Source organism: Mesorhizobium sp. WSM1386 (genome assembly GCF_055901595.1).
Map to the genome: position 1 here is coordinate 876,199 of NZ_CM148373.1, position 22,132 is coordinate 898,330.

18 protein-coding genes and 1 pseudogene are annotated in these 22,132 nt (G+C 64.3%); 11 read left to right on the top strand and 8 right to left on the bottom strand.

What is annotated here, in order from left to right; all coding sequences use genetic code 11:
* The first annotated feature begins 5 nt into the window (after window positions 1–5).
* Window positions 6–965 carry an alpha/beta hydrolase gene (locus AC0NIH_RS04190; protein WP_473466371.1) on the top strand — a complete coding sequence of 320 codons (960 nt, stop codon included), beginning with the start codon at window positions 6–8 and terminating at the stop codon, window positions 963–965.
* Window positions 966–968: 3 nt separating this feature from the next.
* Here the strand turns inward: AC0NIH_RS04190 and dnaQ are convergent, their stop codons facing one another.
* The 5 genes from dnaQ to AC0NIH_RS04215 form a co-directional block, all read right to left on the bottom strand.
* Window positions 969–1,694 carry a DNA polymerase III subunit epsilon gene (gene dnaQ / locus AC0NIH_RS04195; protein ID WP_473466367.1) on the bottom strand — a complete coding sequence of 242 codons (726 nt, stop codon included), beginning with the start codon at window positions 1,692–1,694 and terminating at the stop codon, window positions 969–971.
* A 219-nt stretch (window positions 1,695–1,913) separates the two neighbouring features.
* The gene (gene coaE, locus AC0NIH_RS04200) at window positions 1,914–2,501 is read right to left on the bottom strand and encodes a dephospho-CoA kinase (RefSeq protein ID WP_023768963.1); all 588 of its coding nucleotides are present in this window, start codon (window positions 2,499–2,501) and stop codon (window positions 1,914–1,916) included.
* Entirely contained in the window at window positions 2,498–3,340 is an 843-nt protein-coding gene (locus tag AC0NIH_RS04205) for a shikimate dehydrogenase (protein WP_473466365.1), read from the bottom strand. Before AC0NIH_RS04205 ends, coaE begins: the two co-directional genes overlap by 4 nt.
* A complete protein-coding gene (locus AC0NIH_RS04210) occupies window positions 3,333–3,932 on the bottom strand; it encodes a Maf-like protein (protein WP_473466362.1) in 600 nt (199 codons plus the stop codon). The genes AC0NIH_RS04205 and AC0NIH_RS04210 overlap by 8 nt, the downstream gene beginning before the upstream one ends.
* 238 nt (window positions 3,933–4,170) lie before the next feature.
* Window positions 4,171–5,085 carry a pyruvate, water dikinase regulatory protein gene (locus AC0NIH_RS04215; RefSeq protein WP_473466359.1) on the bottom strand — a complete coding sequence of 305 codons (915 nt, stop codon included), beginning with the start codon at window positions 5,083–5,085 and terminating at the stop codon, window positions 4,171–4,173.
* A 310-nt stretch (window positions 5,086–5,395) separates the two neighbouring features.
* Between AC0NIH_RS04215 and hemE the strand changes: the two genes are divergently transcribed.
* From hemE to rho, 3 genes are all read left to right on the top strand, one after another.
* The gene (hemE, locus tag AC0NIH_RS04220) at window positions 5,396–6,427 is read left to right on the top strand and encodes a uroporphyrinogen decarboxylase (RefSeq protein ID WP_473466356.1); all 1,032 of its coding nucleotides are present in this window, start codon (window positions 5,396–5,398) and stop codon (window positions 6,425–6,427) included.
* On the top strand, window positions 6,427–6,993 hold the full coding sequence (gene hemJ / locus AC0NIH_RS04225; protein ID WP_473466353.1) for a protoporphyrinogen oxidase HemJ: 567 nt from the start codon (window positions 6,427–6,429) through the stop codon (window positions 6,991–6,993). The genes hemE and hemJ overlap by 1 nt, the downstream gene beginning before the upstream one ends.
* Window positions 6,994–7,158: 165 nt before the next feature.
* Window positions 7,159–8,424 carry a transcription termination factor Rho gene (gene rho, locus AC0NIH_RS04230; RefSeq protein ID WP_031250451.1) on the top strand — a complete coding sequence of 422 codons (1,266 nt, stop codon included), beginning with the start codon at window positions 7,159–7,161 and terminating at the stop codon, window positions 8,422–8,424.
* Window positions 8,425–8,584: 160 nt separating this feature from the next.
* Here rho and AC0NIH_RS04235 read toward each other — a convergent pair whose 3' ends face one another.
* A complete protein-coding gene (locus AC0NIH_RS04235) occupies window positions 8,585–10,600 on the bottom strand; it encodes a thioredoxin domain-containing protein (protein WP_473466350.1) in 2,016 nt (671 codons plus the stop codon).
* A 64-nt stretch (window positions 10,601–10,664) separates the two neighbouring features.
* Between AC0NIH_RS04235 and mnmE the strand changes: the two genes are divergently transcribed.
* From mnmE to AC0NIH_RS04260, 5 genes are all read left to right on the top strand, one after another.
* Window positions 10,665–11,996 (top strand): tRNA uridine-5-carboxymethylaminomethyl(34) synthesis GTPase MnmE, encoded by a 1,332-nt coding sequence (mnmE, locus tag AC0NIH_RS04240; RefSeq protein WP_473466348.1) that lies wholly within the window; start codon window positions 10,665–10,667, stop codon window positions 11,994–11,996.
* A 426-nt stretch (window positions 11,997–12,422) separates the two neighbouring features.
* On the top strand, window positions 12,423–14,312 hold the full coding sequence (gene mnmG / locus AC0NIH_RS04245; protein WP_473466346.1) for a tRNA uridine-5-carboxymethylaminomethyl(34) synthesis enzyme MnmG: 1,890 nt from the start codon (window positions 12,423–12,425) through the stop codon (window positions 14,310–14,312).
* A complete protein-coding gene (gene rsmG / locus AC0NIH_RS04250; RefSeq protein ID WP_286438057.1) occupies window positions 14,309–14,935 on the top strand; it encodes a 16S rRNA (guanine(527)-N(7))-methyltransferase RsmG in 627 nt (208 codons plus the stop codon). Before mnmG ends, rsmG begins: the two co-directional genes overlap by 4 nt.
* A 54-nt stretch (window positions 14,936–14,989) precedes the next feature.
* Window positions 14,990–15,790: a ParA family protein gene (locus AC0NIH_RS04255; RefSeq protein WP_083833341.1), complete on the top strand. Its 801-nt coding sequence runs from the start codon at window positions 14,990–14,992 to the stop codon at window positions 15,788–15,790.
* 80 nt (window positions 15,791–15,870) lie between these two features.
* Complete coding sequence (locus tag AC0NIH_RS04260) at window positions 15,871–16,758, top strand: ParB/RepB/Spo0J family partition protein (protein ID WP_473466343.1); 888 nt, start codon at window positions 15,871–15,873, stop codon at window positions 16,756–16,758.
* 249 nt (window positions 16,759–17,007) lie between these two features.
* Here the strand turns inward: AC0NIH_RS04260 and holA are convergent, their stop codons facing one another.
* Both holA and AC0NIH_RS04270 read right to left on the bottom strand, forming a co-directional pair.
* A complete protein-coding gene (holA, locus tag AC0NIH_RS04265) occupies window positions 17,008–18,054 on the bottom strand; it encodes a DNA polymerase III subunit delta (protein ID WP_473466340.1) in 1,047 nt (348 codons plus the stop codon).
* Window positions 18,055–18,158: 104 nt separating this feature from the next.
* Window positions 18,159–19,348 (bottom strand): annotated as a pseudogene (locus tag AC0NIH_RS04270) (integrase core domain-containing protein).
* A gap of 532 nt (window positions 19,349–19,880) precedes the next feature.
* Here AC0NIH_RS04270 and AC0NIH_RS04275 point away from each other — a divergent pair.
* Together AC0NIH_RS04275 and AC0NIH_RS04280 are read left to right on the top strand one after the other, a co-directional pair.
* Window positions 19,881–21,113, top strand: a complete 1,233-nt coding sequence (locus tag AC0NIH_RS04275; protein WP_473460702.1) for a thiamine pyrophosphate-dependent enzyme — start codon at window positions 19,881–19,883, stop codon at window positions 21,111–21,113.
* A 4-nt stretch (window positions 21,114–21,117) separates the two neighbouring features.
* On the top strand, window positions 21,118–22,131 hold the full coding sequence (locus tag AC0NIH_RS04280) for an alpha-ketoacid dehydrogenase subunit beta (protein WP_023769013.1): 1,014 nt from the start codon (window positions 21,118–21,120) through the stop codon (window positions 22,129–22,131).
* Window position 22,132 lies beyond the last annotated feature (1 nt).

The following is a 22,132-nucleotide window of genomic DNA, read 5'->3' on the forward strand; positions in this document are numbered from 1 at the left end:
CCGGCATGACTGACAAGACCGGCCGCGGCGAATACGAGACACGGCTCGATCCGGCGCTGTGGGCCTATATCGACAGCATCAATGCCTGGTACCCGCCGGAGATCGTCGACCAGCCGATCGCCAAGCAGCGCGCGGTCTACGACCGCATGTGCCGGGCGCTGCGCCAGCCCTATCCGCCTGGCGTGGTCGCCAAGGACGGGGTGATCGCCGCCGGCGGCCGCGACATTGCCGTCCGGCGCTACCGGCTCGCCGGCACCGCTCCGCGTGCGACGGTGCTCTACTACCATGGCGGCGGCTTCATCCTTGGCGGGCTCGACAGCCATGACGATATCTGCGCGGAGATCTGCGCCGGCACCGGCTTTGCCGTGCTGTCGGTCGATTACCGGCTGGCGCCCGAACATGTCCACCCCGCCGCTTTCGACGATGCGCTGGCCGCCTTGGAATGGGCGGCGGCCACGAGCAGCGAGCCGCTGGTGCTGTGCGGCGAGAGCGCCGGCGGCAATCTGGCCGCAGCGGTGGCGCAGGCGACGCGCGGTCATTCCCGCGCTGCGATCGGCCAGATGCTGGTCTATCCCGGTCTCGGCGGCGACGAGAGGTCCGGCTCCTATGTCGAACACGCAAACGCGCCGCTGCTGTCCGTCGGCGACATTGCCTTCTACCGCGATGTGCGGTCGGCCAAGCGGCAATCGCCCGACGATCCGACATTTTCGCCGCTGCGCGACAGGGATTTCTCCGGCCTGCCACCGACGGCGATCATCACGGCGGAATGCGATCCGCTGTCATCCGATGGCGAGACCTATCGCGACCGCATCCTGGCGGCCGGCGGCAAGGCATGGTGGCACGAGGAAAAGCGCCTGGTGCACAGTTTCCTGCGCGCCCGGACGACAGTGCCGGCAGCGGCAAACGCATTTGCCAGCATCATTTCGGCGATCGCGGCTCTGGGTCGAGGCGAGTGGCCGTACTGACTCTTACGACGCCGCGGCCTTTGCTTCGGATGAAGCAGCCTTCAGCCAAAGCGCCTTTTCGCCGAGCGTGGCGACCATGGCGGCATGGGCGGCGCGTTCGGTCTCGGTCAGGCGCGGCAGCAGGGGCGCCGGGCGCACGGCGGCAATGATTTCGATGTGGCGGACATTTTCACCGCGCTGCGCCGGCGCGGTCGCGCTGTCGAGGATAAGGGCGGCCTGCTTGCCGCCGATCAGCTCGATATAGACCTCGGCCAGCAGTTCGGAATCGAGCAAGGCGCCGTGCTTGGTGCGCTTGGTGTTGTCGATGCCGTAGCGCCGGCAGAGCGCGTCGAGCGAGTTGGGGCCCATCGGATGCTTGCGGCGCGCCAGCGCCAGCGTGTCGACGACAAGGCCGGGATCGATGACGGGATGACCGAGCCGGCCGAATTCCACGTTGAGGAAGCCGATATCGAAGGTCGCATTGTGCGCGACCAGCTTGGCGCCGTCGGCGAAGGCCAGCCACTCCTCGACGATCTCGGCAAAGGTCGGCTTGCCCGCGAGGTCCGCGGCGCTGATGCCGTGCACCGCTTGCGCCTCCGCATGGATCGCGCGCCCTTGAGGGTTGATGTAGTGGTGGAAGGTGCGGCCGGTCGGGAACCGGTTGACCAGCTCGACGCCGCCCAGCTCGATCACGCGGTCGTCGCGCGAATCCAGGCCGGTGGTTTCGGTATCGAAAATGATCTCGCGCATCGAATCAGGTGCTCCTGGGGGCAGAATCGCCAGACCGGAACAAAATGGCAATGGCCAATGCCTGTTTTCCCTTCTCCCCTTGCGAGAGAAGGTGGCCGCGAAGCGGTCGGATGAGGGGTGTTCCAGGGAACGCCAACGCCTCACTCCGCTGGAACACCTCTCATCCGTCTCGGCGCTGCGTGCCGATCCACCTTCCCCCACAAGCGGGGAAGGAAGAGCCTAGCGATCCCCGGAGACCTGCCTGATGATTGCATCGACCTCAGCACGTGCGGCATCCATCCCCTCGCCGGTGTCGATGATGAAATCGGCCAGCCGGCGTTTTTCGGCATCCGGCACCTGCTTGGCCAGAATCGCCGCCAGCTTTTCTTCTGTCATCCCAGGTCGTGCCAGCACGCGCTGGCGCTGGACTTCGGGGGGTGCGGTGACGACGACGACCTTGTCGACGCGGTTGCGGCCGCCAGTTTCGAACAGCAGCGGAATATCGAGCACGGCGATCGATTCGCCCGCGGTACGATGCTTGGCCAGGAAGGCGTCGGCATCGGCGCGCACCAGCGGATGGATGATGGCTTCCAGCTGCTTCAGCGCGGCGGTATCACCGAGTACACGGGCGCCAAGCTTCGCGCGATCGACCACGCCGGCAGCGGTTGTTCCCGGGAAAGCCGCCTCGACCAGAGGTGCTGCCTTGCCGGCATAGAGGCGGTGCACGGTCTCGTCGGAATCGTGGACCGGCACGCCGGCCTCGGCGAACATCTTGGCCGTCGTCGACTTGCCCATGCCGATCGAACCGGTGAGGCCGAGCACGATCATGGCTTCGGCACCAGGTCGGCAACGATGATCGCGCGAAGTTCGGCCGTGACCTTCGGCCTGACGCCGAACCAATGTTCGAAACCGGGCACGGCCTGGTTGAGCAGCATGCCGAGGCCGTCCACCGTCTTCAGCCCGCTGGCGCGCGCGGCGGCAAGCAGCGGCGTTTCCAGCGGCACATAGACAAGGTCGGTGACGATCGCATGGCTCGGCAGCAGCGCCGGATCGGCGGCGAGGCCCTCATTGCCGACCATGCCGAGCGCCGTGGTGTTGACCAGCAGGCCGGCATCGGCAAGCAGTTCGCCGGTCGCCGCCATGCCGTGCGCCGAAACGCCGGCGCCGAAACGATCGCGCAATTCCTCCGCACGGGCCAGCGTGCGGTTGACGATGCGGATGTCGGATACGCCGCGCTCTTTCAGCGCGTGGATGACGGCGCGGGAAGCGCCGCCGGCGCCGAGCACCACCGCCGGTCCCTTGCTTGCCCAGCCCGGCGCATGATCATCCAGATTGGCGGCAAAGCCATGGCCGTCGGTGTTGCCGCCCCATAGGGTGCCGTCCTCGAACCACAGCGTGTTGACGGCGCCGATCTCCTCCGCCGCCTGGTCGCGGCGGCCGGCCAGCGCGAAGGCGGCCTCCTTGTGCGGGATGGTGACATTGCCGCCGCGATAACCGTTCGCCCGCAGGGTTGCCAGGAATTCGGCGAAGTCCTGCGGCGCCACGTCGATCGCCTCGTAGCTGCCGTCGATGCCATGCTTGGCCAGCCAATGGCCGTGGATCTTCGGCGAGCGCGAATGCTTGATCGGATGGCCAGTGACAAAGGCCTTCTTCGTCGCCTCAGCCATCGATCGCTCCAAGCGTGCGCAGTTCGGCCAGCAGCGGCAAAAGCGGCAGGCCGACAATGGTGAAATGGTCGCCTTCGATCTTCTCGAAAAGCTGGATGCCTTCGCCCTCGACCTGGTAGGCGCCGACGCTGGCCAGCGCCCTGGCGCCGACGCGGGTGAGGTGGCGGCCGATAAAGGCGGGCTCGAGCTTGCGCATGGTCATGGCGGCAATGCCGACATGGCGCCACAGCACCTTGCCATCCCTGACCAGGACGGCGGCGCTGTTGAGCTGATGGGTCTTGCCGGACAACGCCAGGAGATGACGCCGCGCGGCTTCCATGTCAGCCGGCTTGTGGAACACCTCGTCGCCGAGCGACAAGGTCTGGTCGCAGCCGAGCACCAGCGCACCTGGCCTGCGCTCGCTCACCTCGGTGGCCTTGGCCTCGGCCAGCACCAGGGCGACGTCTTCCGGCGAAACACCGCTATCCTGCAACGGCGCCTCGAGCGCGCGCTCGTCGACCTCGGCCGGCACCGCCTCGACATCGACGCCGGCACTAAGCAGCATGGCCTTGCGGAACGGACTGCCGGAAGCGAGGATGATTTTCTCGGTCATGCTTCTTCACCAGGGTTGGCGTTCCGTCACGCACCCCTCATCCGACCGAGCTTCGCTCGGCCACCTTCTCCCACAAGGGGAGAAGGGAAGTGCTGCGCTGACGCCGCTGCAAATCGCCAACTGGTGGTAATCTGCGGGACGCCGGCGCCGAGTTCTTCCTTCTCCCCCTGCGGGAGAAGGTGTCGCCGAAGGCGACGGATGAGGGGTGCGTGACGGAATACTCACTTATCTCGTCTGCCTAGCGCGACTTCCCCCGCAGGGCAACGATCGCCGCCGCGGTTTCCTCGATCGAGCGGCGGCTGACGTCGATCATCGGCCAGCCATGGCGCGTGCAGATCTGGCGGGCGTAGGCAAGCTCTTCGTTGATGGCGGCGCGGTCGACATAATCGGTCGGCACGTAGGAGCTGCTGTTGCCGAGGATGCGGTTCTGGCGGACATGCGAGATGCGTTCGGCGGTGGCGATCAGCCCGACCACCAGGGGGGTCTTGGCCGCGACCAGGCTTTCGGGGACGGGCACGCCGAGCACGATCGGAATGTTGGCGGTCTTGATGCCGCGATTGGCGAGATAGATGCTGGTCGGCGTCTTCGACGTCCGCGAGATGCCGATCAGCACGACATCGGCGTCGTCCATGTTGAGCGGCAGCTGGCCGTCATCATGATCCATGGTGAAGTTGAGCGCATCGATGCGGCGAAAATATTCGGCGTCGAGGACATGCTGGGCACCGACGCGCCGGCCGGCCGGCGTGCCGAGATAGGATTGGAAGACGGTGAGCACCGGCTCCAGCACGGAGACACAGGGCAGGCCCATCGCCGCACAGCGCTCATCGATGCCGCGCGCCAGCTTCTGGTCGACGACGGTGTACAGAATGATGCCGGGCTCCTCCTCGATGTCCTCGAACACTTTCGCCACCTGCTTTTCGGTGCGGATCAGCGGGTAGATATGCTCGATGGCGCGCGCGTCCTTGTATTGCGCCGAAGCCGCCCGGCCGGCGGCGAGCAGCGTTTCGCCGGTCGCGTCGGAAATCAGGTGCAGGTGAAAGAAGCTCTGGGGTTTGTTCACAAGGATCACCTGGGGCTGTGGGCGGATGTGGATAAGGTCGGACAGCGAGCCAGGCTCGTTGGAGGCGACTGTATCAGATGCCAGTTTGTCCACAATTCGATGTGCTGTCAGCTTCGCCGGTGGGCTGGGGACAAGTCCGTGGACGGATTTGCTTGGCCTTGGCCTGTCCACAGGGCCGGGTTTTCCGGCCGGGTCCTAACGCCTTGGAAGCGATGATGGATTCCCGACTGTCCCCAGAACCCAACATTCCGGCGAAACGAGCGCGCGACAATATGCTTGCTGGCTTTTTGCGAGGCGAAGCGGGACAGGTGGCAACCACCAGAACCAACAGACTCTTAGAATCAGAAGAATCTTAGATATAAGAATATTTGATTAGAAAGAGGCTTGGAGAAGCGAGCGCTCGATGCCCCAGAACCGGATCATGCTGGATGTCCTGAAGGGCAAGGCGATTTTTCCTCCACCACTCTGGATGATGCGCCAGGCCGGTCGTTATCTGCCGGAGTACCGTGAAACGCGCCGCCGGGCCGGTTCGTTCCTCGACCTCTGCTACGACCCCGACCTTGCGGTCGAAGTGACGCTGCAGCCGATCGAACGCTTCGGCTTCGATGCCTCGATCCTGTTCTCGGACATCCTTGTCGTTCCGCATGCACTTGGCCGTGACGTGCGCTTCGAGGAGGGCAGAGGACCGCTTTTGACGCCGATCTCGGCAGCGGAGATTTTGGCTCTCGAAAGCGATGTGTTTCACGTGAATCTCGAACCGGTTTACGAGACGGTTCGCCGCTTGCGGGCAAGATTGCCTGACGAGACGACACTGATCGGCTTCTGCGGCGCGCCGTGGACGGTGGCGACCTACATGATCGCCGGCCACGGCACGCCGGACCAGGCGCCGGCGCGGCTGTTTGCTTACCGCGAGCCGGTGGCGTTCAGACGGCTGCTGAAGGTGCTGGCCGATTATTCCGCCGCCTATCTCATCCGCCAGATCGAAGCGGGTGCGGACGTGGTGCAGATATTCGATTCCTGGTCGGGCGTGCTCGACGATGCCTCCTTCGAACAGTTCTGTGTTCAGCCGGTGGCCGAGATCGTCAGGCAGGTAAGAGCTGTCCATCCCGATGTGCCGGTCATAGGTTTTCCCAAGGGCGCCGGCGCCCGCTACCAGAGCTATCGCGAGAAGACCGGTGTGACGGGGCTGGGGATCGACTGGACCGTGCCCCTGGCGGCGGCAAAGGACTTGCAGCGCTCCGGTGCCGTCCAGGGCAATCTCGATCCCTTGCGGCTGGTGGCAGGGGGCAAGGCACTATCCGATGGCGTCGCGGCTATCCTGAAGGCGTTGGGGGATGGACCGCTGATCTTCAATCTCGGCCATGGCATCACGCCGGAGACGCCGGTGGCGCATGTCGAGGCGATGGTGAAACTGGTGAGGAGCGCGACACGCTGATGGCTCGGCCAAAAGAGATGAACAATCCAGGCAATATGACCAACAGTGGCAGCAGCACCGGCCAGGCGATGATACGCATGACCGTCGGTATCGCCGCGCTGATCGTGCTGACGGCGCTTTTGTTTTTCGTTGTACCCGACGGTTTCTATCCGTGGGCGAAGGCGATCCATATCCTGGCCGTCATTTCCTGGATGGCCGGCATGCTCTATTTGCCGCGGCTGCTCGTCTATCACGCCGATGCCGAGAAGGGCTCGGTGCAGTCGGAGACCTTCAAGGTGATGGAGCGGCGCCTGCTGCGCGGCATCATCAATCCGGCTATGATCGCGACCTGGATGTTCGGCCTGTGGCTTGCCTGGAAAGGCTTTGGTTTCCAGGGCGGCTGGCTGCACGCCAAGATCGGTTTCGTGCTGCTGTTGTCCGCCGTTCACGGCTATCTGGCCGGCGCGGTGCGGAAATTCGCCGAGGATGCCAACGAAAAGTCCGCGAAGCACTGGCGGATGATCAACGAGATCCCCACATTGCTTATGATTGCAATCGTAATCCTGGTTGTCGTCAAGCCGTTCTAGGCCTCCATCGGTCGCGTAAAACGCAGCTTGCTCTTTCACCCGACCGACGATAAAAGACGGGTCTTCCTTCCCGTCATGCGCCGCCCCCACTGTTTTCGGCCGCGCCCGGCATTTGTCGCATCCCGCCGATATATTTTTCCCCCAAAGCAGATTCAGAGTCCGTCTATGCAAGAAATGAAACTCGCAGAGTTCAAGAACAAGAAACCGCCAGAGCTGATCGCTTATGCCGAATCGCTCGAGGTGGAAAACGCCAGCGTCATGCGCAAGCAGGAGCTGATGTTCTCCATCCTGAAGAAACTGGCCGCCCAGGAGATCGAGATCATCGGTGACGGCGTGGTCGAGGTGCTGCAGGACGGCTTCGGTTTCCTGCGCTCCGCCAATGCCAATTATCTGCCCGGTCCCGACGATATCTACATCTCGCCCTCGCAGATCCGCCGCTTTTCATTGAAGACCGGCGACACCGTCGAAGGGCCGATCCGCAGCCCGAAGGAGGGCGAGCGCTATTTCGCGCTGCTCAAGGTCAACACGATCAATTTCGACGATCCCGAAAAGATCCGCCACAAGATCCACTTCGACAATCTGACGCCGCTCTATCCGACCAAGCGGCTGAAGATGGAGATCGACAACCCGACCAGCAAGGACATCTCGTCGCGGGTGATCGACCTGGTGGCGCCGATCGGCAAGGGACAGCGTGCGCTGATCAACGCGCAGCCGCGCACCGGCAAGACGGTGCTGATGCAGAACATCGCCCACTCGATCACCGCCAACCATCCGGAATGCTATCTGATCGTGCTTCTGATCGACGAGCGGCCGGAGGAAGTGACCGACATGCAGCGCTCGGTGAAGGGCGAGGTGATCTCCTCGACCTTCGACGAGCCGGCGGTGCGCCACGTGCAGGTCGCCGAGATGGTGATCGAGAAGGCCAAGCGCCTGGTCGAACATGGCCGCGACGTCGTCATCCTGCTCGATTCCATCACCCGCCTCGGCCGCGCCTACAACACCGTGGTGCCGTCCTCCGGCAAGGTGCTGACCGGCGGTGTCGACGCCAACGCCCTGCAGCGGCCGAAGCGCTTCTTCGGCGCGGCCCGCAACATCGAGGAAGGCGGCTCGCTGACCATCATCGCCACGGCGCTGATCGACACCGGCAGCCGCATGGACGAAGTCATCTTCGAAGAGTTCAAGGGCACCGGCAACTGCGAAATCCAGCTCGACCGCAAGGTGGCCGACAAGCGCATCTACCCGGCCATGGACATCCTCAAGTCCGGTACCCGCAAGGAGGACCTGCTGGTGCCGCGCGCCGACCTGCAGAAGATCTTCGTGCTGCGCCGCATCCTGGCGCCGATGGGAACCACCGACGCGATCGAGTTCCTCATCGACAAGCTGAAGCAGACCAAGACCAACGCCGATTTCTTCGATTCGATGAATACGTAGTTCAGCTCACCCTCCCCCTTGTGGGGAGGGTCGATCCGCGAAGCGGAGCGGGGTGGGGGTCTGCGCCAAGGTAGCGCTTTACGAGCACCCCCACCCCGTCTCATGCTCTACGCTTCGCTCGATCATGAGCCGACCCTCCCCACAAGGGGGAGGGTGAGCGCTATCGCCGCAATAATCCTTCCAACTCACCCTGATCAGTCACGGCGGGAAGGCAGACCTGGCCTGTGCACAGCCAGGCGCCGGGCCTGTTGGTCGGTGGCAGGATACCACCCGGCAGCAAGGGTCGATTCGCTGCCGTACCAATCGGCACGACGATATCCACACGTCTAGGGTCAGGGCTTCGATTCGCCACCGGAACGAGCGCTGGCCCCTCCGGCGCGTCCACGATGACCAATTTTAGCGGTTCGAGCGCAAGCGCGCAGGCATTGATGATGCCCGCCTGGCCATAGGCCTGGTGCTCGGCGCGGCCGGCGGCATGCTCGGCGATCGTCCAGGCCCGCTCCTGCAGGTCGAGATCGCCTGTGACGGAGGCGAGCCGGACCAGCGCCTCGATGATCTGGCTGGTGGCTGATGAAATGGCTTCGTCGACGTCGCCCCTGATGCGTATCGGCACGTCTGTGCTGTCCGAAGCGGTCAGATAATAGCCTGTTCCCGAGGCATCGGCATGCCAGAGGTCGAGCTGTTCGACGAACCGTCCGGCCTGGTCGATATAGGTCCAATCGCCAGACGCCTCGAACAGCGAGATCGCGGCATTGGTCATGGCGGCATAATCGCTCGACAGAGCCGGGAACAATTTCCGGGCGCCGAGCATCGAATGCGGCAAGCGGTCGTCGCGGCTGGCGGCGCTGATATGGGCGAAGGCTTTTGCTGCGGCATCGATCCAGTCGGGCCGCGCCAGCGAGCGGCCGGCCTCGGCCAGCGCCGCAATCATCAGGCCGTTCCAGTCGGTGAGCGTTTTTGCGTCGAGGCCTGGCCTGACGCGCCCTTCGCGCACGGCGAGAAGCCTCGCCTTGAGCGGGATGAGCTGTTCACGATCGGCCACGCTCTCGGACTGCTGATCGCTGGTTTGGTGGATGATTGGCTTGCCTTCCCAGGCCGGCGGGCTGGAAAGGGTGAAATGTTTGAAAAACAAGGCGGAATCTTCGCCGAGGGCGGCTTCTATCTCGTCCCTGCTCCAGGTGTAGAACAGCCCTTCCTCGCCATCGCTGTCGGCATCGAGGCTGGCGGCAAAGGCGCCGCCGTCAACGCGCATTTCGCGCAGCAGCCAGTCGACGGTGTCTTCGATTCGTAGCCGGAACAAATCATTGCCGGATGCGGCAAAGGCCCAGTTGCAGAAGCGGATCAATTCCGCATTGTCGTAGAGCATCTTCTCGAAATGCGGCACCAGCCATTCCGCGTCGGTCGAGTAGCGGCTGAGCCCGCCGCCGATATGATCGTAGATGCCGCCGGCCAACATCTGTTCGAGGCTGACGAGCACGTCCTCGCGGTGGGCGGAATTGCCGTCGCGCAGCCAGGATAGCCAAAGGGTGAGCATGAATGGGGCATTGGGGAATTTCGGTGCGCCGCGCAGGCCGCCGAGATCGCGGTCGATCATGCCGTCGATGCGGCCGGCGAGTTCGGACAGCGTGCCGCGATCGAGAACCGCCCTGGAATGCGTGCCGGAAAGCCGCGCCTCGACATGGGAGGTCAAGCCATCGGCGCTCTGGTGCAGGCTTGCCCGCTTCTCGCGCCAGGCCTTGTCGACGGCCTCCATCACCTGGATGAAGCCCGGACGGCCATAGCGCGCCTGACGCGGAAAATAGGTGCCGCCCCAGAACGGCTTGCCGTCCGGCGTCAGGAACATGGTCAGCGGCCAGCCGCCTTGCTCACCCATGGAGGACAAGGCCGCCATGTAGATCTGGTCGATGTCGGGACGCTCCTCCCGGTCGACCTTGATATTGACGAACAGACGGTTCATGACGGCGGCGACGTCGTCATTCTCGAAGCTTTCATGGGCCATGACATGGCACCAGTGGCAGGCGGCATAGCCGACGGAGAGCAGGATCGGTCTGTCCAGGGCCTTTGCCTCTTCGAGCGAAGCCGGCGACCAGGCCCGCCAATGGACGGGATTGCCGCTATGCTGCTGCAGATAGGGACTGGCTTCGTCGGCAAGCAGGTTTTTCGCGGGCAATGTCACGACAGGCAACTCGGGGCAAACTCAACGTGTGGCGGAAGCTAGGGCGGTTCAACAAAGCGGGCAAATGATTTCAGGCGATTCCATCATTGCACTGTCGAGTGGCCGGTTGCCGGCCGGCGTCGCGGTGCTGCGCATTTCAGGTCCGCAGACTCGATTCGTTGTCGAAACGATCGCCGGCGGCATGGTTAAGGCGCGCGCGGCGACCCTGCGCACGTTCAAGGCGCCTGATGGAACCGTGCTGGACAACGGACTGGTCGTCTTCTTCCCTGGCCCGGCCAGCTTCACCGGCGAGGACGTCGCCGAATTCCATGTCCATGGCGGGCGCGCTGTTGTCGCTGGAATGCTGCAGACGATCGCCGGTTTTGACGGCGTGAGGTACGCAGAACCCGGTGAATTCACGCGCCGCGCCTTCCTGAACGGCAAGGTCGACCTGGTCGAGACCGAGGCACTTGCCGATCTGGTCAACGCCGAGACCGAGGCGCAGCGCCGCTTTGCCATCCGCAACGCCGAGGGCGTGCAGAGCGAGCTCTACCTTGGGTGGCGTAGGCGGCTGATCCATGCGCGGGCCATGATCGAAGCCGAAATCGACTTTGCCGACGAGGACGACGTGCCCGGTTCCGTTTCGGATACGGTTTGGTCTGATGTGCGGGTAATGATCGACGAGATCGATCGGCACATTGCCGGATTCCATGCCGCTGAGATCATTCGCGATGGGTTCGAGGTCGTCATTCTCGGTGCGCCCAATGCCGGCAAGTCGAGCCTGTTCAACGCCTTGGCGCGGCGGGATGCCGCTATTGTAACGGATGAGCCTGGCACGACGCGGGATCTGCTGGAAGTGGCGCTGGATCTCGGAGGGCTGCGCGTCCGGCTGACGGATACGGCCGGGTTGCGGGATACGCCAGGGAAGGTCGAGGCGATCGGCATTGAAAGGGCGAGGGCGAAGGCCGACCGCGCCGATCTCCTGCTGGTGTTGGAAGACGTAGCAGACCCCGGGGATATCGGGCCGTTGTCCGCGACCATCCCGGCATTACGCGTCGGAACCAAGCTAGATTTGTTGGGCGCCCAAGCGTCCGCGGAAGCGGGCCGCCGGTATGACTTCGTCATTTCCGTTATGAATGGGGCCGGAGTCGATGCGTTGCTGACGGAGATCGGCCGGCGCGCCGCGGATGCGGCTGGGAACGTTGGCGATGTCCTGCCGTCGCGGCTGCGCCATGTCGAATTGCTCGACGAAGCGAAGCGGCATCTGGTTCGCGCCATCGACAGTGGCGTTGCCGGCCAGGAGCTGCGTGCCGAGGAGCTGCGGTTGGCCGCCGATCGGCTGGGCCGGATTGTCGGCGCCATCGACGTTGAGGATATGCTCGACGTTATCTTCTCGCAGTTCTGCATCGGAAAATGACTCACGTGAAACAATTGCTTGGTCGGGTATGCGCCGAGATGTTAGCGGAAGCCCTCCTGTCTTCGTCATCCACGGGCGGAGGAAGGAGCGCAGCGACGCAGCGCAGACCCGAGGATCCATGCCGCGACCTTTCTTGCGGGGTGCAGCGGAGCAGAATTCAGCAACGTGGCAACACTTCGAAGTCCGGCATGGATCCTCGGGTCTCCGCGACGCCGCTTCGCGGCTGCTCCGCCCGTGGATGACGAAGTTGGGGAAGGTCCCGGCTGTGACTCACGTGGACAGGTGCAACAGCCATGATTCACGTGAAACATCGCCGGACGTGCATTCCACTCCTGTTTCACGTGAAACTAGCCGCGAAGTTTTCTTGACAGCTTGATCTTGCGGGCACATGTGTCCCTGCATTCTATTCGAGTCCAGGATTTGGAAATGACCGATCACTATGATGTGGTTGTGGTGGGTGGCGGCCATGCGGGTTGCGAGGCGGCCAGTGCTGCCGCGCGCGCCGGCGCCCGCACGGCGCTGGTGACACTGCGCTTCGCCACGATCGGCGTGATGTCTTGCAACCCAGCGATCGGCGGGCTCGGCAAGGGCCATCTCGTCCGCGAGATCGACGCCATGGACGGGCTGATGGGCCGGGTTGCGGATGCTGCCGGCATCCAATTCCGCCTGCTCAACCGCCGCAAGGGCCCGGCGGTGCGCGGGCCGCGCACGCAGGCCGACAGGAAGCTCTATCGCCTCGCCATGCAGGAAGCGATTCGGCAGCAGAACGATCTCGACGTGATCGAGGCCGAAGTGCTCGACTTCGAGATCGAAGAGGGACGGATCGCCGCTGTGCTCCTGGCCAATGGAAGGCGACTTGCCTGCGGCGCCGTGGTGCTGACGACGGGCACCTTCCTGCGCGGGCTCATTCACATCGGGGAGAAGAAGATTGTCGCCGGCCGCATGAACGAGCAGGCGAGCCTTGGCCTGTCGGCGACGATGAGCCGTGCGGGCTTCGCGCTCGGCCGCCTGAAGACCGGCACGCCGCCGCGGCTGGACGGGAAGACTATCGATTGGGCGTCGCTGGAAAGCCAGGCGGCGGACGAGGATCCCGTGCCGTTCTCGCTGATGACCGATCGTATCGAGACGCCGCAGATCGATTGCGGCATCACCCGCACGACCACGGCCACGCATGAGTTGATCCGTGCCAATCTCGGTCGCTCCGCCATGTATTCCGGCTCGATCGAGGGCGTGGGGCCACGCTATTGCCCGTCGATCGAGGACAAGATCGTCAAGTTCGGTGACCGCGACGGCCACCAGATCTTCCTCGAGCCGGAAGGGCTCGACGACGACACGGTTTATCCCAACGGCATTTCGACCTCGCTGCCGGAGGATGTGCAGCTCGACATCCTGAAGACCATTCCCGGGCTGGAGCGGGCTGTGATGCTGCAGCCCGGCTATGCCATCGAATATGATCATGTCGATCCGCGCGAGCTCAATCAGACGTTGGAGACGAAGCGTGTCGCCGGGCTGTTCCTGGCCGGACAGATCAATGGCACAACCGGATATGAGGAAGCCGCGGGCCAAGGCTTGCTTGCGGGGCTCAACGCGGCGCGGCGCGCATCGGGCGGCGAGCAGATCGTGCTCAGCCGCACCGAGGCCTATATCGGCGTTATGGTCGATGATCTAACCAGCCGCGGCATCAGCGAACCCTACCGGATGTTCACCTCGCGCGCCGAATTCCGGCTGTCGCTGCGCGCCGACAATGCGGATGAGCGGCTGACGCCTCTCGCTGCAAAGCTGGGGATCGCCTCGGCGCAACGGATGCAGCGGTACGGCGACGCCATGCGGCGGCTCGATGAGGCGCGGGCGCTGGCGACGGCGCTGACGATGACCCCCAATGAGGCGGCGCGGCACGGGTTGGAGATCAACAGGGATGGTGTGCGCCGGTCCGGCTATGAGCTGCTGGCCTATCCCGATGTCGATGTGGCCTGGCTGGCCAGGGTCGAGCCAGGATTTGGTGGAATCGACGCCAAGACGGCGGAGCGTCTCGAAACGGAGGCGAAATATTCTGTCTATCTCGACCGGCAGAAGACCGATGTTGCGCAGATCCGCCATGAGGAGAGCCGGCTGATCCCGGAGACCGTCGATTTTGCCGGCGTGCCTGGCCTGTCCAATGAATTGAAGCAGAAGATGCAGGCGCGGCGGCCGCGTTCCATTGCCGACGCGCAGCGCATGGAAGGTATGACGCCGGCGGCGCTGGCGATCATTGTGGCCCATGTCCGGCACCATGAGGCTGCACAGAGGCCGCAGAGCGAACGAAGAGTTGTTGCGTGAGCTCACTAGAGAGCCTGCAGGACGCGGCCGGTCCGGTTTCACGTGAAACATTCGATCGCCTGGTGGCGTTCGAAGAGATGTTCCAGAAATGGAACCGCAGCATCAATCTCGTGGCGCAGTCGACATCCGGCGACGTCTGGCAGCGTCATATCCTGGACAGCGCGCAGCTGGCGCGGTTGGAGCCTGATGCCAAGCGCTGGGTCGACATCGGCTCGGGCGGCGGATTTCCCGGCCTCGTGATGGCTTTCCTGCTTGCCGAGCGCGACGGCGCCAGCATCGACCTTGTGGAAAGCAACCGCAAAAAAGCGTCGTTCCTGCAGGCCGTGGTTGGTCAGTTCAGCCTGCCGGCCCGGGTCGTGGCGCGCCGCATCGACGAAAGCCATGCGCTTGTTTCGGCACCGCAAATCGTCACGGCGCGGGCCTTGGCCTCGCTGCCGACGCTGCTGGATCTGTCGGCGCCCTGGCTGACGACAGGCGCGCGCGGCCTGTTCCACAAAGGCCGGGATTATCGCGCCGAAGTGCAAGAAAGCGTTAACCGATGGGCCTTCGATCTGGTAGAACATCCCAGTGTGACCGACCCGCATGGCGTCATCCTCGAACTGTCCGACCTGCGACCTGTCTGATCTAGACTTGTCGAGCCATTGGCGACCCGAAAAATGAATTTCTGGCATAAATCCATGATGAAGAACGGCCCCCGAATCATCACCGTAGCCAACCAGAAGGGCGGCGTCGGCAAGACCACCACCGCCATCAACCTTGCCACCGCGCTGGCGGCGATCGGCGAAAAAGTGCTGATCGTCGACCTAGATCCGCAAGGCAACGCCAGCACCGGTCTCGGCATCGACCGCAAGGACCGGACGGTGTCGTCCTATGACGTGCTGACCGGCGAGCTGGAGCTGGAAGAAGCGGCAATCCCGACCGCGGTGCCTGGCCTGTCGATCGTGCCGTCGACGCTCGACCTGCTCGGCATTGAGATGGAGATCGCATCGGCGCCCGACCGGGTGCTCAAACTGCGCAACGCGCTGCGCGCAGCGACCGAGCGCGGAGCGCCGTTCGGCTATGTGCTGATCGACTGCCCGCCGTCACTCAATCTTTTGACTTTGAATTCAATGGCCGCAGCCGATTCTGTTCTCGTGCCGCTGCAATGCGAGTTCTTCGCGCTCGAAGGCCTCAGCCAGTTGCTGGAAACCGTCGAGCAGGTCCGCCGCTCGATCAATCCGGACCTCACCATCCAGGGCATCGTGCTGACCATGTATGACGGCCGCAACAATCTCGCCAACCAAGTGGTTCAGGACGTGCGGCAGCATATGGGCGACAAAGTCTATGAGACCATCATTCCGCGCAATGTGCGGGTGTCGGAGGCGCCGTCCTACGGCAAACCGGCGATCCTTTATGATTTGAAGTGCTCCGGCAGCCAGGCCTATCTGCAACTGGCCTCGGAAGTGATCCGTCGCGAGCGCAAATTGCGCGCCGCTTGATTAGAGCCGATGCAGGATTAACAGCCGATTCGATACCGAAACGATCTTGCGACCTTGAATAAAGAAGACTTGGGATAGAGATGAGCGAAGACCTTTCGAGAAAGAGACTGGGCCGTGGGCTGGCTGCACTGATCGGCGAAATCGACCGGCCGGCGGCACCCGAAAAGCCCGGCATGAGCGCCGATGGCAAGGTGCCGATCGAGTTCATCAGCCCGAACCCGAAAAATCCGCGCCGGCATTTTGGCGATGCCGAGTTGACCGATCTCGCCCAGTCGATCCGCGAACATGGCGTGGTGCAGCCGGTGGTGGCGCGGCCGTCGCCGACGCAGGCTGGCCGCTACGAGATCATCGCCGGCGAGCGGCGCTGGCGGGCGGCGCAGCGCGCCGGTCTGACGGAGATCCCGGTCATCATCCGCGAGGTCAACGACCGCACCGCGCTCGAGCTTGCGATCATCGAGAACGTCCAGCGCGCCGACCTCAACGCGGTCGAGGAAGCGCAGGGCTACCAGCAGCTGATCGACGAGCACGGCTACACCCAGGCCGATCTCGGCAATGTCATCGGCAAGAGCCGCAGCCACGTCGCCAACACGCTGCGGCTGCTGAAGCTGCCGGATGTGATCCGCGACATGCTGGTCGACGGCGCGCTGTCGGCGGGTCATGCCCGTACGTTGGTCACCGCGGAGGATCCGGCTGGTCTGGCCAAGCGCATCGTCGAAGAGGGCCTTTCGGTGCGCCAGGCCGAGGCGTTGGCGCAGATGCCGGTCGGTCCCACGCCGGCCAAGCCGAAGCAGCCGCAGGGTGCGCCGGAAAAGGACACCGACACGCTGGCGCTGGAAAAGCTGATGACCGACACGCTCGGCATGATCGTGGCCATCGACCACAAGGGCAAGGGCGGCGAGTTAAGGGTTTCCTATAGGTCGCTGGAGCAGCTGGACGAGCTGTGCCGGCGGTTGAAGCAGGAGCGGTAGTTAGCCGGCGAATTACCTTCGGGATTCGGCGTGGGCTGGCGTTGCCAGCCCTTCTCTTTTTCAGCGTCGATGATTGGCGAAATCGGCGAGGCTGCCAATCTCCCTCCTTGAGGGGAGATGGCCGGCAGGCCAGAGGGGGTCGTCTCCATCAAGCGCCGGCGTCCTGTTGAAGGGGAAGAAGAGGTCGGCGTCCGGTCGCGCCGACCCCCTCTGTCGCCTTCGGCGACATCTCCCCCTCGAGGGGGGAGATTAGCCGCGCTGCCCCAGCCTCGCGCTCTCCACCGCAATCCCCAGCAACGCCTGTCTTGCCAGCGCCACCGACAAATCCGGCCGCCGGCGCGTCTGCAATACTGCCGTCTGCAGCCGGGTTAGTGCACGGCCAAGCGCGTCGCTGCTCCAGCGCTCCAGCGCCTTCTCGACCAGCTTGCGCCGCGAGAAGAAAACCGGCGGGCGGGCGCCGGCGACGACCGAGGCCGCATTGCGGCCGCCTTGCTCCATCTGGCCACGCATCACCTGGATCTGCTGCAGCTGGCGCATGGCCGAGGACAGCACCAGGAAAGGTGGCCCGCCGGACTGGCAGTGACGGGTGAAGGCGGTGTCGAAGTCGCCGACCTTGCCTTCGAGCAGCGCGTCGACCGCGTCGTCGAACGAGGCGCCCGACACGTCGCCGGACATGGCCCGCACCTCTTCGAGCCCGATTTCCTTCTGGCCATGGGCGTAAAGAATAAGCTTCTCGATCTCGCCGCGCGAGGCCAGCCGGTCGCCGCCGAGATTGCGGCGCAGCGCCTGCCTCGCCTCCAGCGTCATCGACATGCCGGCCTTGCGCAGCTCGTCGTCGATGACCGTATCGATGTCGCGCGCCTCATCAGCGTAGCATGGCAGCGCCATAGCAATGTCGGCGCCTTCGACCACGGCACGCAGCCCGACGCCTTTTTTCAAATCGCCGGCCTCGATGAGGATGATCGCGTCACGCGCGGGCTCCGCCGCCAGCGCCTTGACATCGTCGGCCAGCGCCTTCTGGCCGCTGGCATTGCGCACCCAGAGCAGGCGCCGGTCGGAAAACATCGGCACGGTGCGGGCCTCGTCGAGCAGCCGACCCTCGTCGCGATCGACCTCCGAGCCCTCGAGCCTGACCACCGAGAAGGGATCGTCGAGCGGCAGGCCGGTCCTTGCGGCAAAGGCTTTCGCACGCTCGGAAACGAGGCCGCGATCGGGGCCGTAAAGCAGGACGATTGAGACGCGCGGATCAGGTCGCGCGAGCCAGGTATCGACCTCGAAAGCTTTCTTCTGTGCCATGAAGGGTGGGTTAGCATGATGCGGGGGCGGCTTCCAGCTTTGGCATGTCCAGCCGATAGATAGGTAACACTTTGAACCGGATACATAGGTAACACTTCTCCCCTCTATTCGTCCGCCGCAGCGCCAAGCGGTTTGGTTGGCGCGGCGCTGCGGCGGACGAGCTTCATGCGCCTCGTGTCGATGATGCCCAGGGGATGGGCATAGAAGGAAAGCGCCCATTGGCCATCCTCGGTTTCGGTGGCCGCGACCGCTTCACCGGCCAGTGTTTGCGAGACATAGATGAAGCCGCCATTCCATCGGATCTCGCCATTGTGGCGCACGTGGCGGACCGCGGCCTCGGCCGGATAATCGGGCTCGGGTGGCGTTCTTGGCATGAGGCGCTGTGAGCGGCGGTAATGCTGGGCTGGAGTGTCCATGGCCAGCGCCTCATGCGGTCGCTCCTCATTGTAGCTGCGCCGAAAGGCCTCGAAGGCTCGACCCTGAGCTGTTCTGTCGGCTTGCGGGTGCTTGGCCAGCGGCAGCATGGTCAGATGAAAGCGCTCATGGCGGCCGTTCTGCTGCGGCTTGCCGGGTGCGATCCGCTCCAGCACGATGCCAAGTTTGACGAAGCGCGCGGCAAGTGGCGTCAGCCCGGCGACGCCGGCCGACGCGAACGGCGGGCCATTGTCGCTTCTGAAGCGATCCGGCAGCCCATGCTCCTCGAACAACCGCTCGAACACCGGCCAGGCCTCGGCATCGGCCGTCGAGCCCGTTGCTTCCAGCGCCAGAAGATAGCGGCTTGACGCATCCATCACCGTCAAGGGCTCGCAACGCCGCTTGTCGCCGGTCGGGAACCAGCCTTTGTGGTCGCCAGTCCACACTGCGTTCGGTTCCTCGGCCGGCGGCCAGGGCCGTTGCCGCAGGCCCGCAGCCGTGGCCGCTTGCGCGCGCCCACAAGCCCATGTCGTGCAAGGATGGCACCCGCCGTCGAAGCTGACGGCCAGCGCAGCTCGGGGGCCGTGCGCTTGAGCCGCGCCACGATCTTCTTGGGCCCCCACAGTGGATGCGTCTCCTTTGCCGCCACGATCCGTTCCACCAGATCCAGAGCCGTCGCCCGGCCGTGATTGAGCGGCGCCCGTGGCAGATCGCGCAAACCTTCCGGGCCCAACGCACGATAGCGACCAAGCCACTTGTAGCCGATCTTGCGAGAGATGCCGTAGGCCGCACAAATCTCGCTCATCGTCTCCTCACCTGCCAGGCAGTCCACAACAAACCGAAGTCGCTCGTCCATGATGCCAGTCTCTCGCCAAACCATCGCCGGTCCTCCCAGCGAAGGAGAAAACTGTCACCCATCCATCAGGTCCATTCTGTTACCTATCTATCCGGTTCGGACAGGCACCCTTCCTCTCCCTCCGGAGGGGGGAGAGGTGGCGCTGCGAAGCAGCGACGGAGTGGGGGAAGCCGCTCGTCAATCGCGCCGCCGCAAGACGGCACACGCTGGCGAGCAAGAACTCGAGCGAGCGGCGCTCAGCGGAAGCTGGTCGACCCCCACTCCGTCGAGCTTCGCTCGACACCTCTCCCCCGATCGACGGGGGAGAGGAAAGGCGCGAGCTTGCCAGCCAATCGCCTTATCTTCCGACAAACCCCGCCCAAGCTTGCGCCAAATTGCGCACCGCCGCCCAACATCGACAAGAAATTTCGCGGACATATCTACATCTTGTGCGCGGGAGGCTGGATCGGCCGGCGTGGCTGGTCCGATGCGCGAGGCCTGCCCCAGCGAATTCGCACTGGTCTGGCGGCGCGGATGTGCAAGTATCGGCACTGGGCAACATTGGAGGACAAAGGTCATGACCGATGCTGGGATGTTGCGTTTCCATGTTCCCGAGCCGGAAGTGCGGCCGGGCGGCACGCCTGATTTCTCCAATGTGACCATTGCATCGGCCGGTTCGGTGCCGCGCCCCGATATCGACGTCGATCCGCGCAGCACCCGCGACATGGCCTTCTCGATCATCCGCGTGCTGAACCGCGATGGCGAGGCGGTCGGGCCGTGGGCCGGGCTGCTCACCGACGAGGAGCTGCTGGAGGGCCTGCGTCACATGATGACGCTCAGGACATTCGACGCGCGCATGCAGATGGCGCAGCGGCAGGGCAAGACATCCTTCTACATGCAGCATCTCGGCGAAGAGGCGGTGAGCTGCGCCTTCCGCAAGGCGCTATCGCCGGGCGACATGAACTTCCCGACCTATCGGCAGGCCGGCCTGCTCATCGCCGACGGCTATCCGATGGTCACGATGATGAACCAGATCTATTCCAACGAGGCCGATCCGCTGAAGGGCCGGCAATTGCCGATCATGTATTCCTCGAAGGAGCACGGCTTCTTCTCGATCTCCGGCAATCTGGCGACGCAGTATATCCAGGCGGTCGGCTGGGCGATGGCTTCGGCGATCTCGAACGATTCCAAGATCGCCGCCGCCTGGATCGGCGACGGCTCGACGGCGGAGTCCGATTTCCACTCCGCACTGGTGTTCGCCTCCACCTACAAGGCGCCGGTCGTGCTCAATGTGGTCAACAACCAGTGGGCGATCTCGACCTTCCAGGGCATTGCGCGTGGCGGCTCGGGCACCTTTGCCGCACGTGGCCTCGGCTTCGGTATCCCTTCGCTGCGCGTCGACGGCAACGACTATCTCGCCGTCCATGCCGTGGCCAAATGGGCGGCGGAGCGCGCGCGCGGCAATCTTGGGCCGACGCTGGTCGAATATGTCACCTACCGCGCCGGAGCCCATTCGAGCTCGGACGATCCTTCCGCCTATAGGCCGAAGACCGAATCCGACGCGTGGCCGCTCGGCGACCCGATCATGCGGCTGAAGAACCACCTGATCCGGCTCGGTGTCTGGTCGAACGAACGGCACGCGCAGGCAGAGGCTGAAATCCTCGACACGGTGATCGCGGCGCAGAAGGAGGCCGAAAGCCACGGCACGCTGCATGCCGGGGGCAAGCCGTCGACGCGGGACATGTTCGAGGGGCTCTACGCCGAAATGCCGCCGCATCTCCGGCGCCAGCGCCAGCAGGCGGGAGTCTGAAGCCATGCCAAGGCGGACCATGATCGAGGCGATCCGTGATGCCATGGATGTGTCGATGGGGCGCGACGACAAGGTCGTCGTGTTCGGCGAGGACGTCGGCTTCTTCGGCGGCGTCTTCCGGTGTACGCAGGGCCTGCAGGCCAAATACGGCAAGAGCCGCTGCTTCGACGCGCCGATCAACGAATCCGGCATTGTCGGCTCGGCCATCGGCATGGCAGCGTATGGGCTTAAGCCATGCGTGGAAATACAGTTTGCCGACTACATGTATCCGGCCTACGACCAGCTGACCCAGGAAGCAGCCAGGCTGCGCTATCGCTCGAATGGCGACTTCACCTGTCCGATCGTGGTGCGCATGCCGACCGGCGGCGGCATTTTCGGCGGCCAGACGCACAGCCAGAGTCCGGAAGCGCTGTTCACCCATGTGTCCGGCCTGAAGACGGTGGTGCCGTCCAACCCGCATGACGCCAAGGGGCTGCTGATCGCGGCGATCGAGGATCCCGATCCGGTGATCTTCCTCGAGCCGAAGCGGCTCTACAACGGCCCCTTCGACGGCCATCACGACCGGCCGGTGACGCCGTGGTCGAAGCATGAGCTCGGCGAGGTCGCCGACGGCCATTATACCGTGCCGCTCGGCAAGGCGGCGATCCGCAGGGCGGGCTCGGCGGTCACGGTGCTCGCCTACGGCACCATGGTCTATGTCGCGCAGGCAGCGGCCGAGGAGACCGGCATCGATGCCGAGATCATCGACCTGAGGACGCTCTTGCCGCTCGACCTCGACACGATCGTGGCCTCGGTCAAGAAGACCGGGCGCTGCGTCATCGTGCATGAAGCGACGCTGACCTCCGGCTTCGGCGCCGAGCTGTCGGCGCTGGTGCAGGAAAACTGCTTCTATCATCTGGAAGCGCCGGTGGCCCGCGTCGCCGGTTGGGACACGCCCTATCCGCATGCGCAGGAGTGGGACTATTTCCCTGGACCGGCGCGGGTCGGCCGCGCTCTACTTGAAACGATGGGAGCTTAGG

Excerpts from the sequence above, each read along its gene's own strand:
- AC0NIH_RS04190 (WP_473466371.1), top strand. The coding sequence starts at position 6 with ATGACTGACAAGACCGGCCGCGGCGAATACGAGACACGGCTCGATCCG.
- dnaQ (WP_473466367.1), bottom strand. The coding sequence starts at position 1,694 with ATGCGCGAGATCATTTTCGATACCGAAACCACCGGCCTGGATTCGCGC.
- coaE (WP_023768963.1), bottom strand. The coding sequence starts at position 2,501 with ATGATCGTGCTCGGCCTCACCGGTTCGATCGGCATGGGCAAGTCGACG.
- AC0NIH_RS04205 (WP_473466365.1), bottom strand. The coding sequence starts at position 3,340 with ATGGCTGAGGCGACGAAGAAGGCCTTTGTCACTGGCCATCCGATCAAG.
- AC0NIH_RS04210 (WP_473466362.1), bottom strand. The coding sequence starts at position 3,932 with ATGACCGAGAAAATCATCCTCGCTTCCGGCAGTCCGTTCCGCAAGGCC.
- hemE (WP_473466356.1), top strand. The coding sequence starts at position 5,396 with ATGCCCCAGAACCGGATCATGCTGGATGTCCTGAAGGGCAAGGCGATT.
- hemJ (WP_473466353.1), top strand. The coding sequence starts at position 6,427 with ATGGCTCGGCCAAAAGAGATGAACAATCCAGGCAATATGACCAACAGT.
- rho (WP_031250451.1), top strand. The coding sequence starts at position 7,159 with ATGCAAGAAATGAAACTCGCAGAGTTCAAGAACAAGAAACCGCCAGAG.
- mnmE (WP_473466348.1), top strand. The coding sequence starts at position 10,665 with ATGATTTCAGGCGATTCCATCATTGCACTGTCGAGTGGCCGGTTGCCG.
- mnmG (WP_473466346.1), top strand. The coding sequence starts at position 12,423 with ATGACCGATCACTATGATGTGGTTGTGGTGGGTGGCGGCCATGCGGGT.
- AC0NIH_RS04255 (WP_083833341.1), top strand. The coding sequence starts at position 14,990 with ATGATGAAGAACGGCCCCCGAATCATCACCGTAGCCAACCAGAAGGGC.
- AC0NIH_RS04260 (WP_473466343.1), top strand. The coding sequence starts at position 15,871 with ATGAGCGAAGACCTTTCGAGAAAGAGACTGGGCCGTGGGCTGGCTGCA.
- holA (WP_473466340.1), bottom strand. The coding sequence starts at position 18,054 with ATGGCACAGAAGAAAGCTTTCGAGGTCGATACCTGGCTCGCGCGACCT.
- AC0NIH_RS04275 (WP_473460702.1), top strand. The coding sequence starts at position 19,881 with ATGACCGATGCTGGGATGTTGCGTTTCCATGTTCCCGAGCCGGAAGTG.
- AC0NIH_RS04280 (WP_023769013.1), top strand. The coding sequence starts at position 21,118 with ATGCCAAGGCGGACCATGATCGAGGCGATCCGTGATGCCATGGATGTG.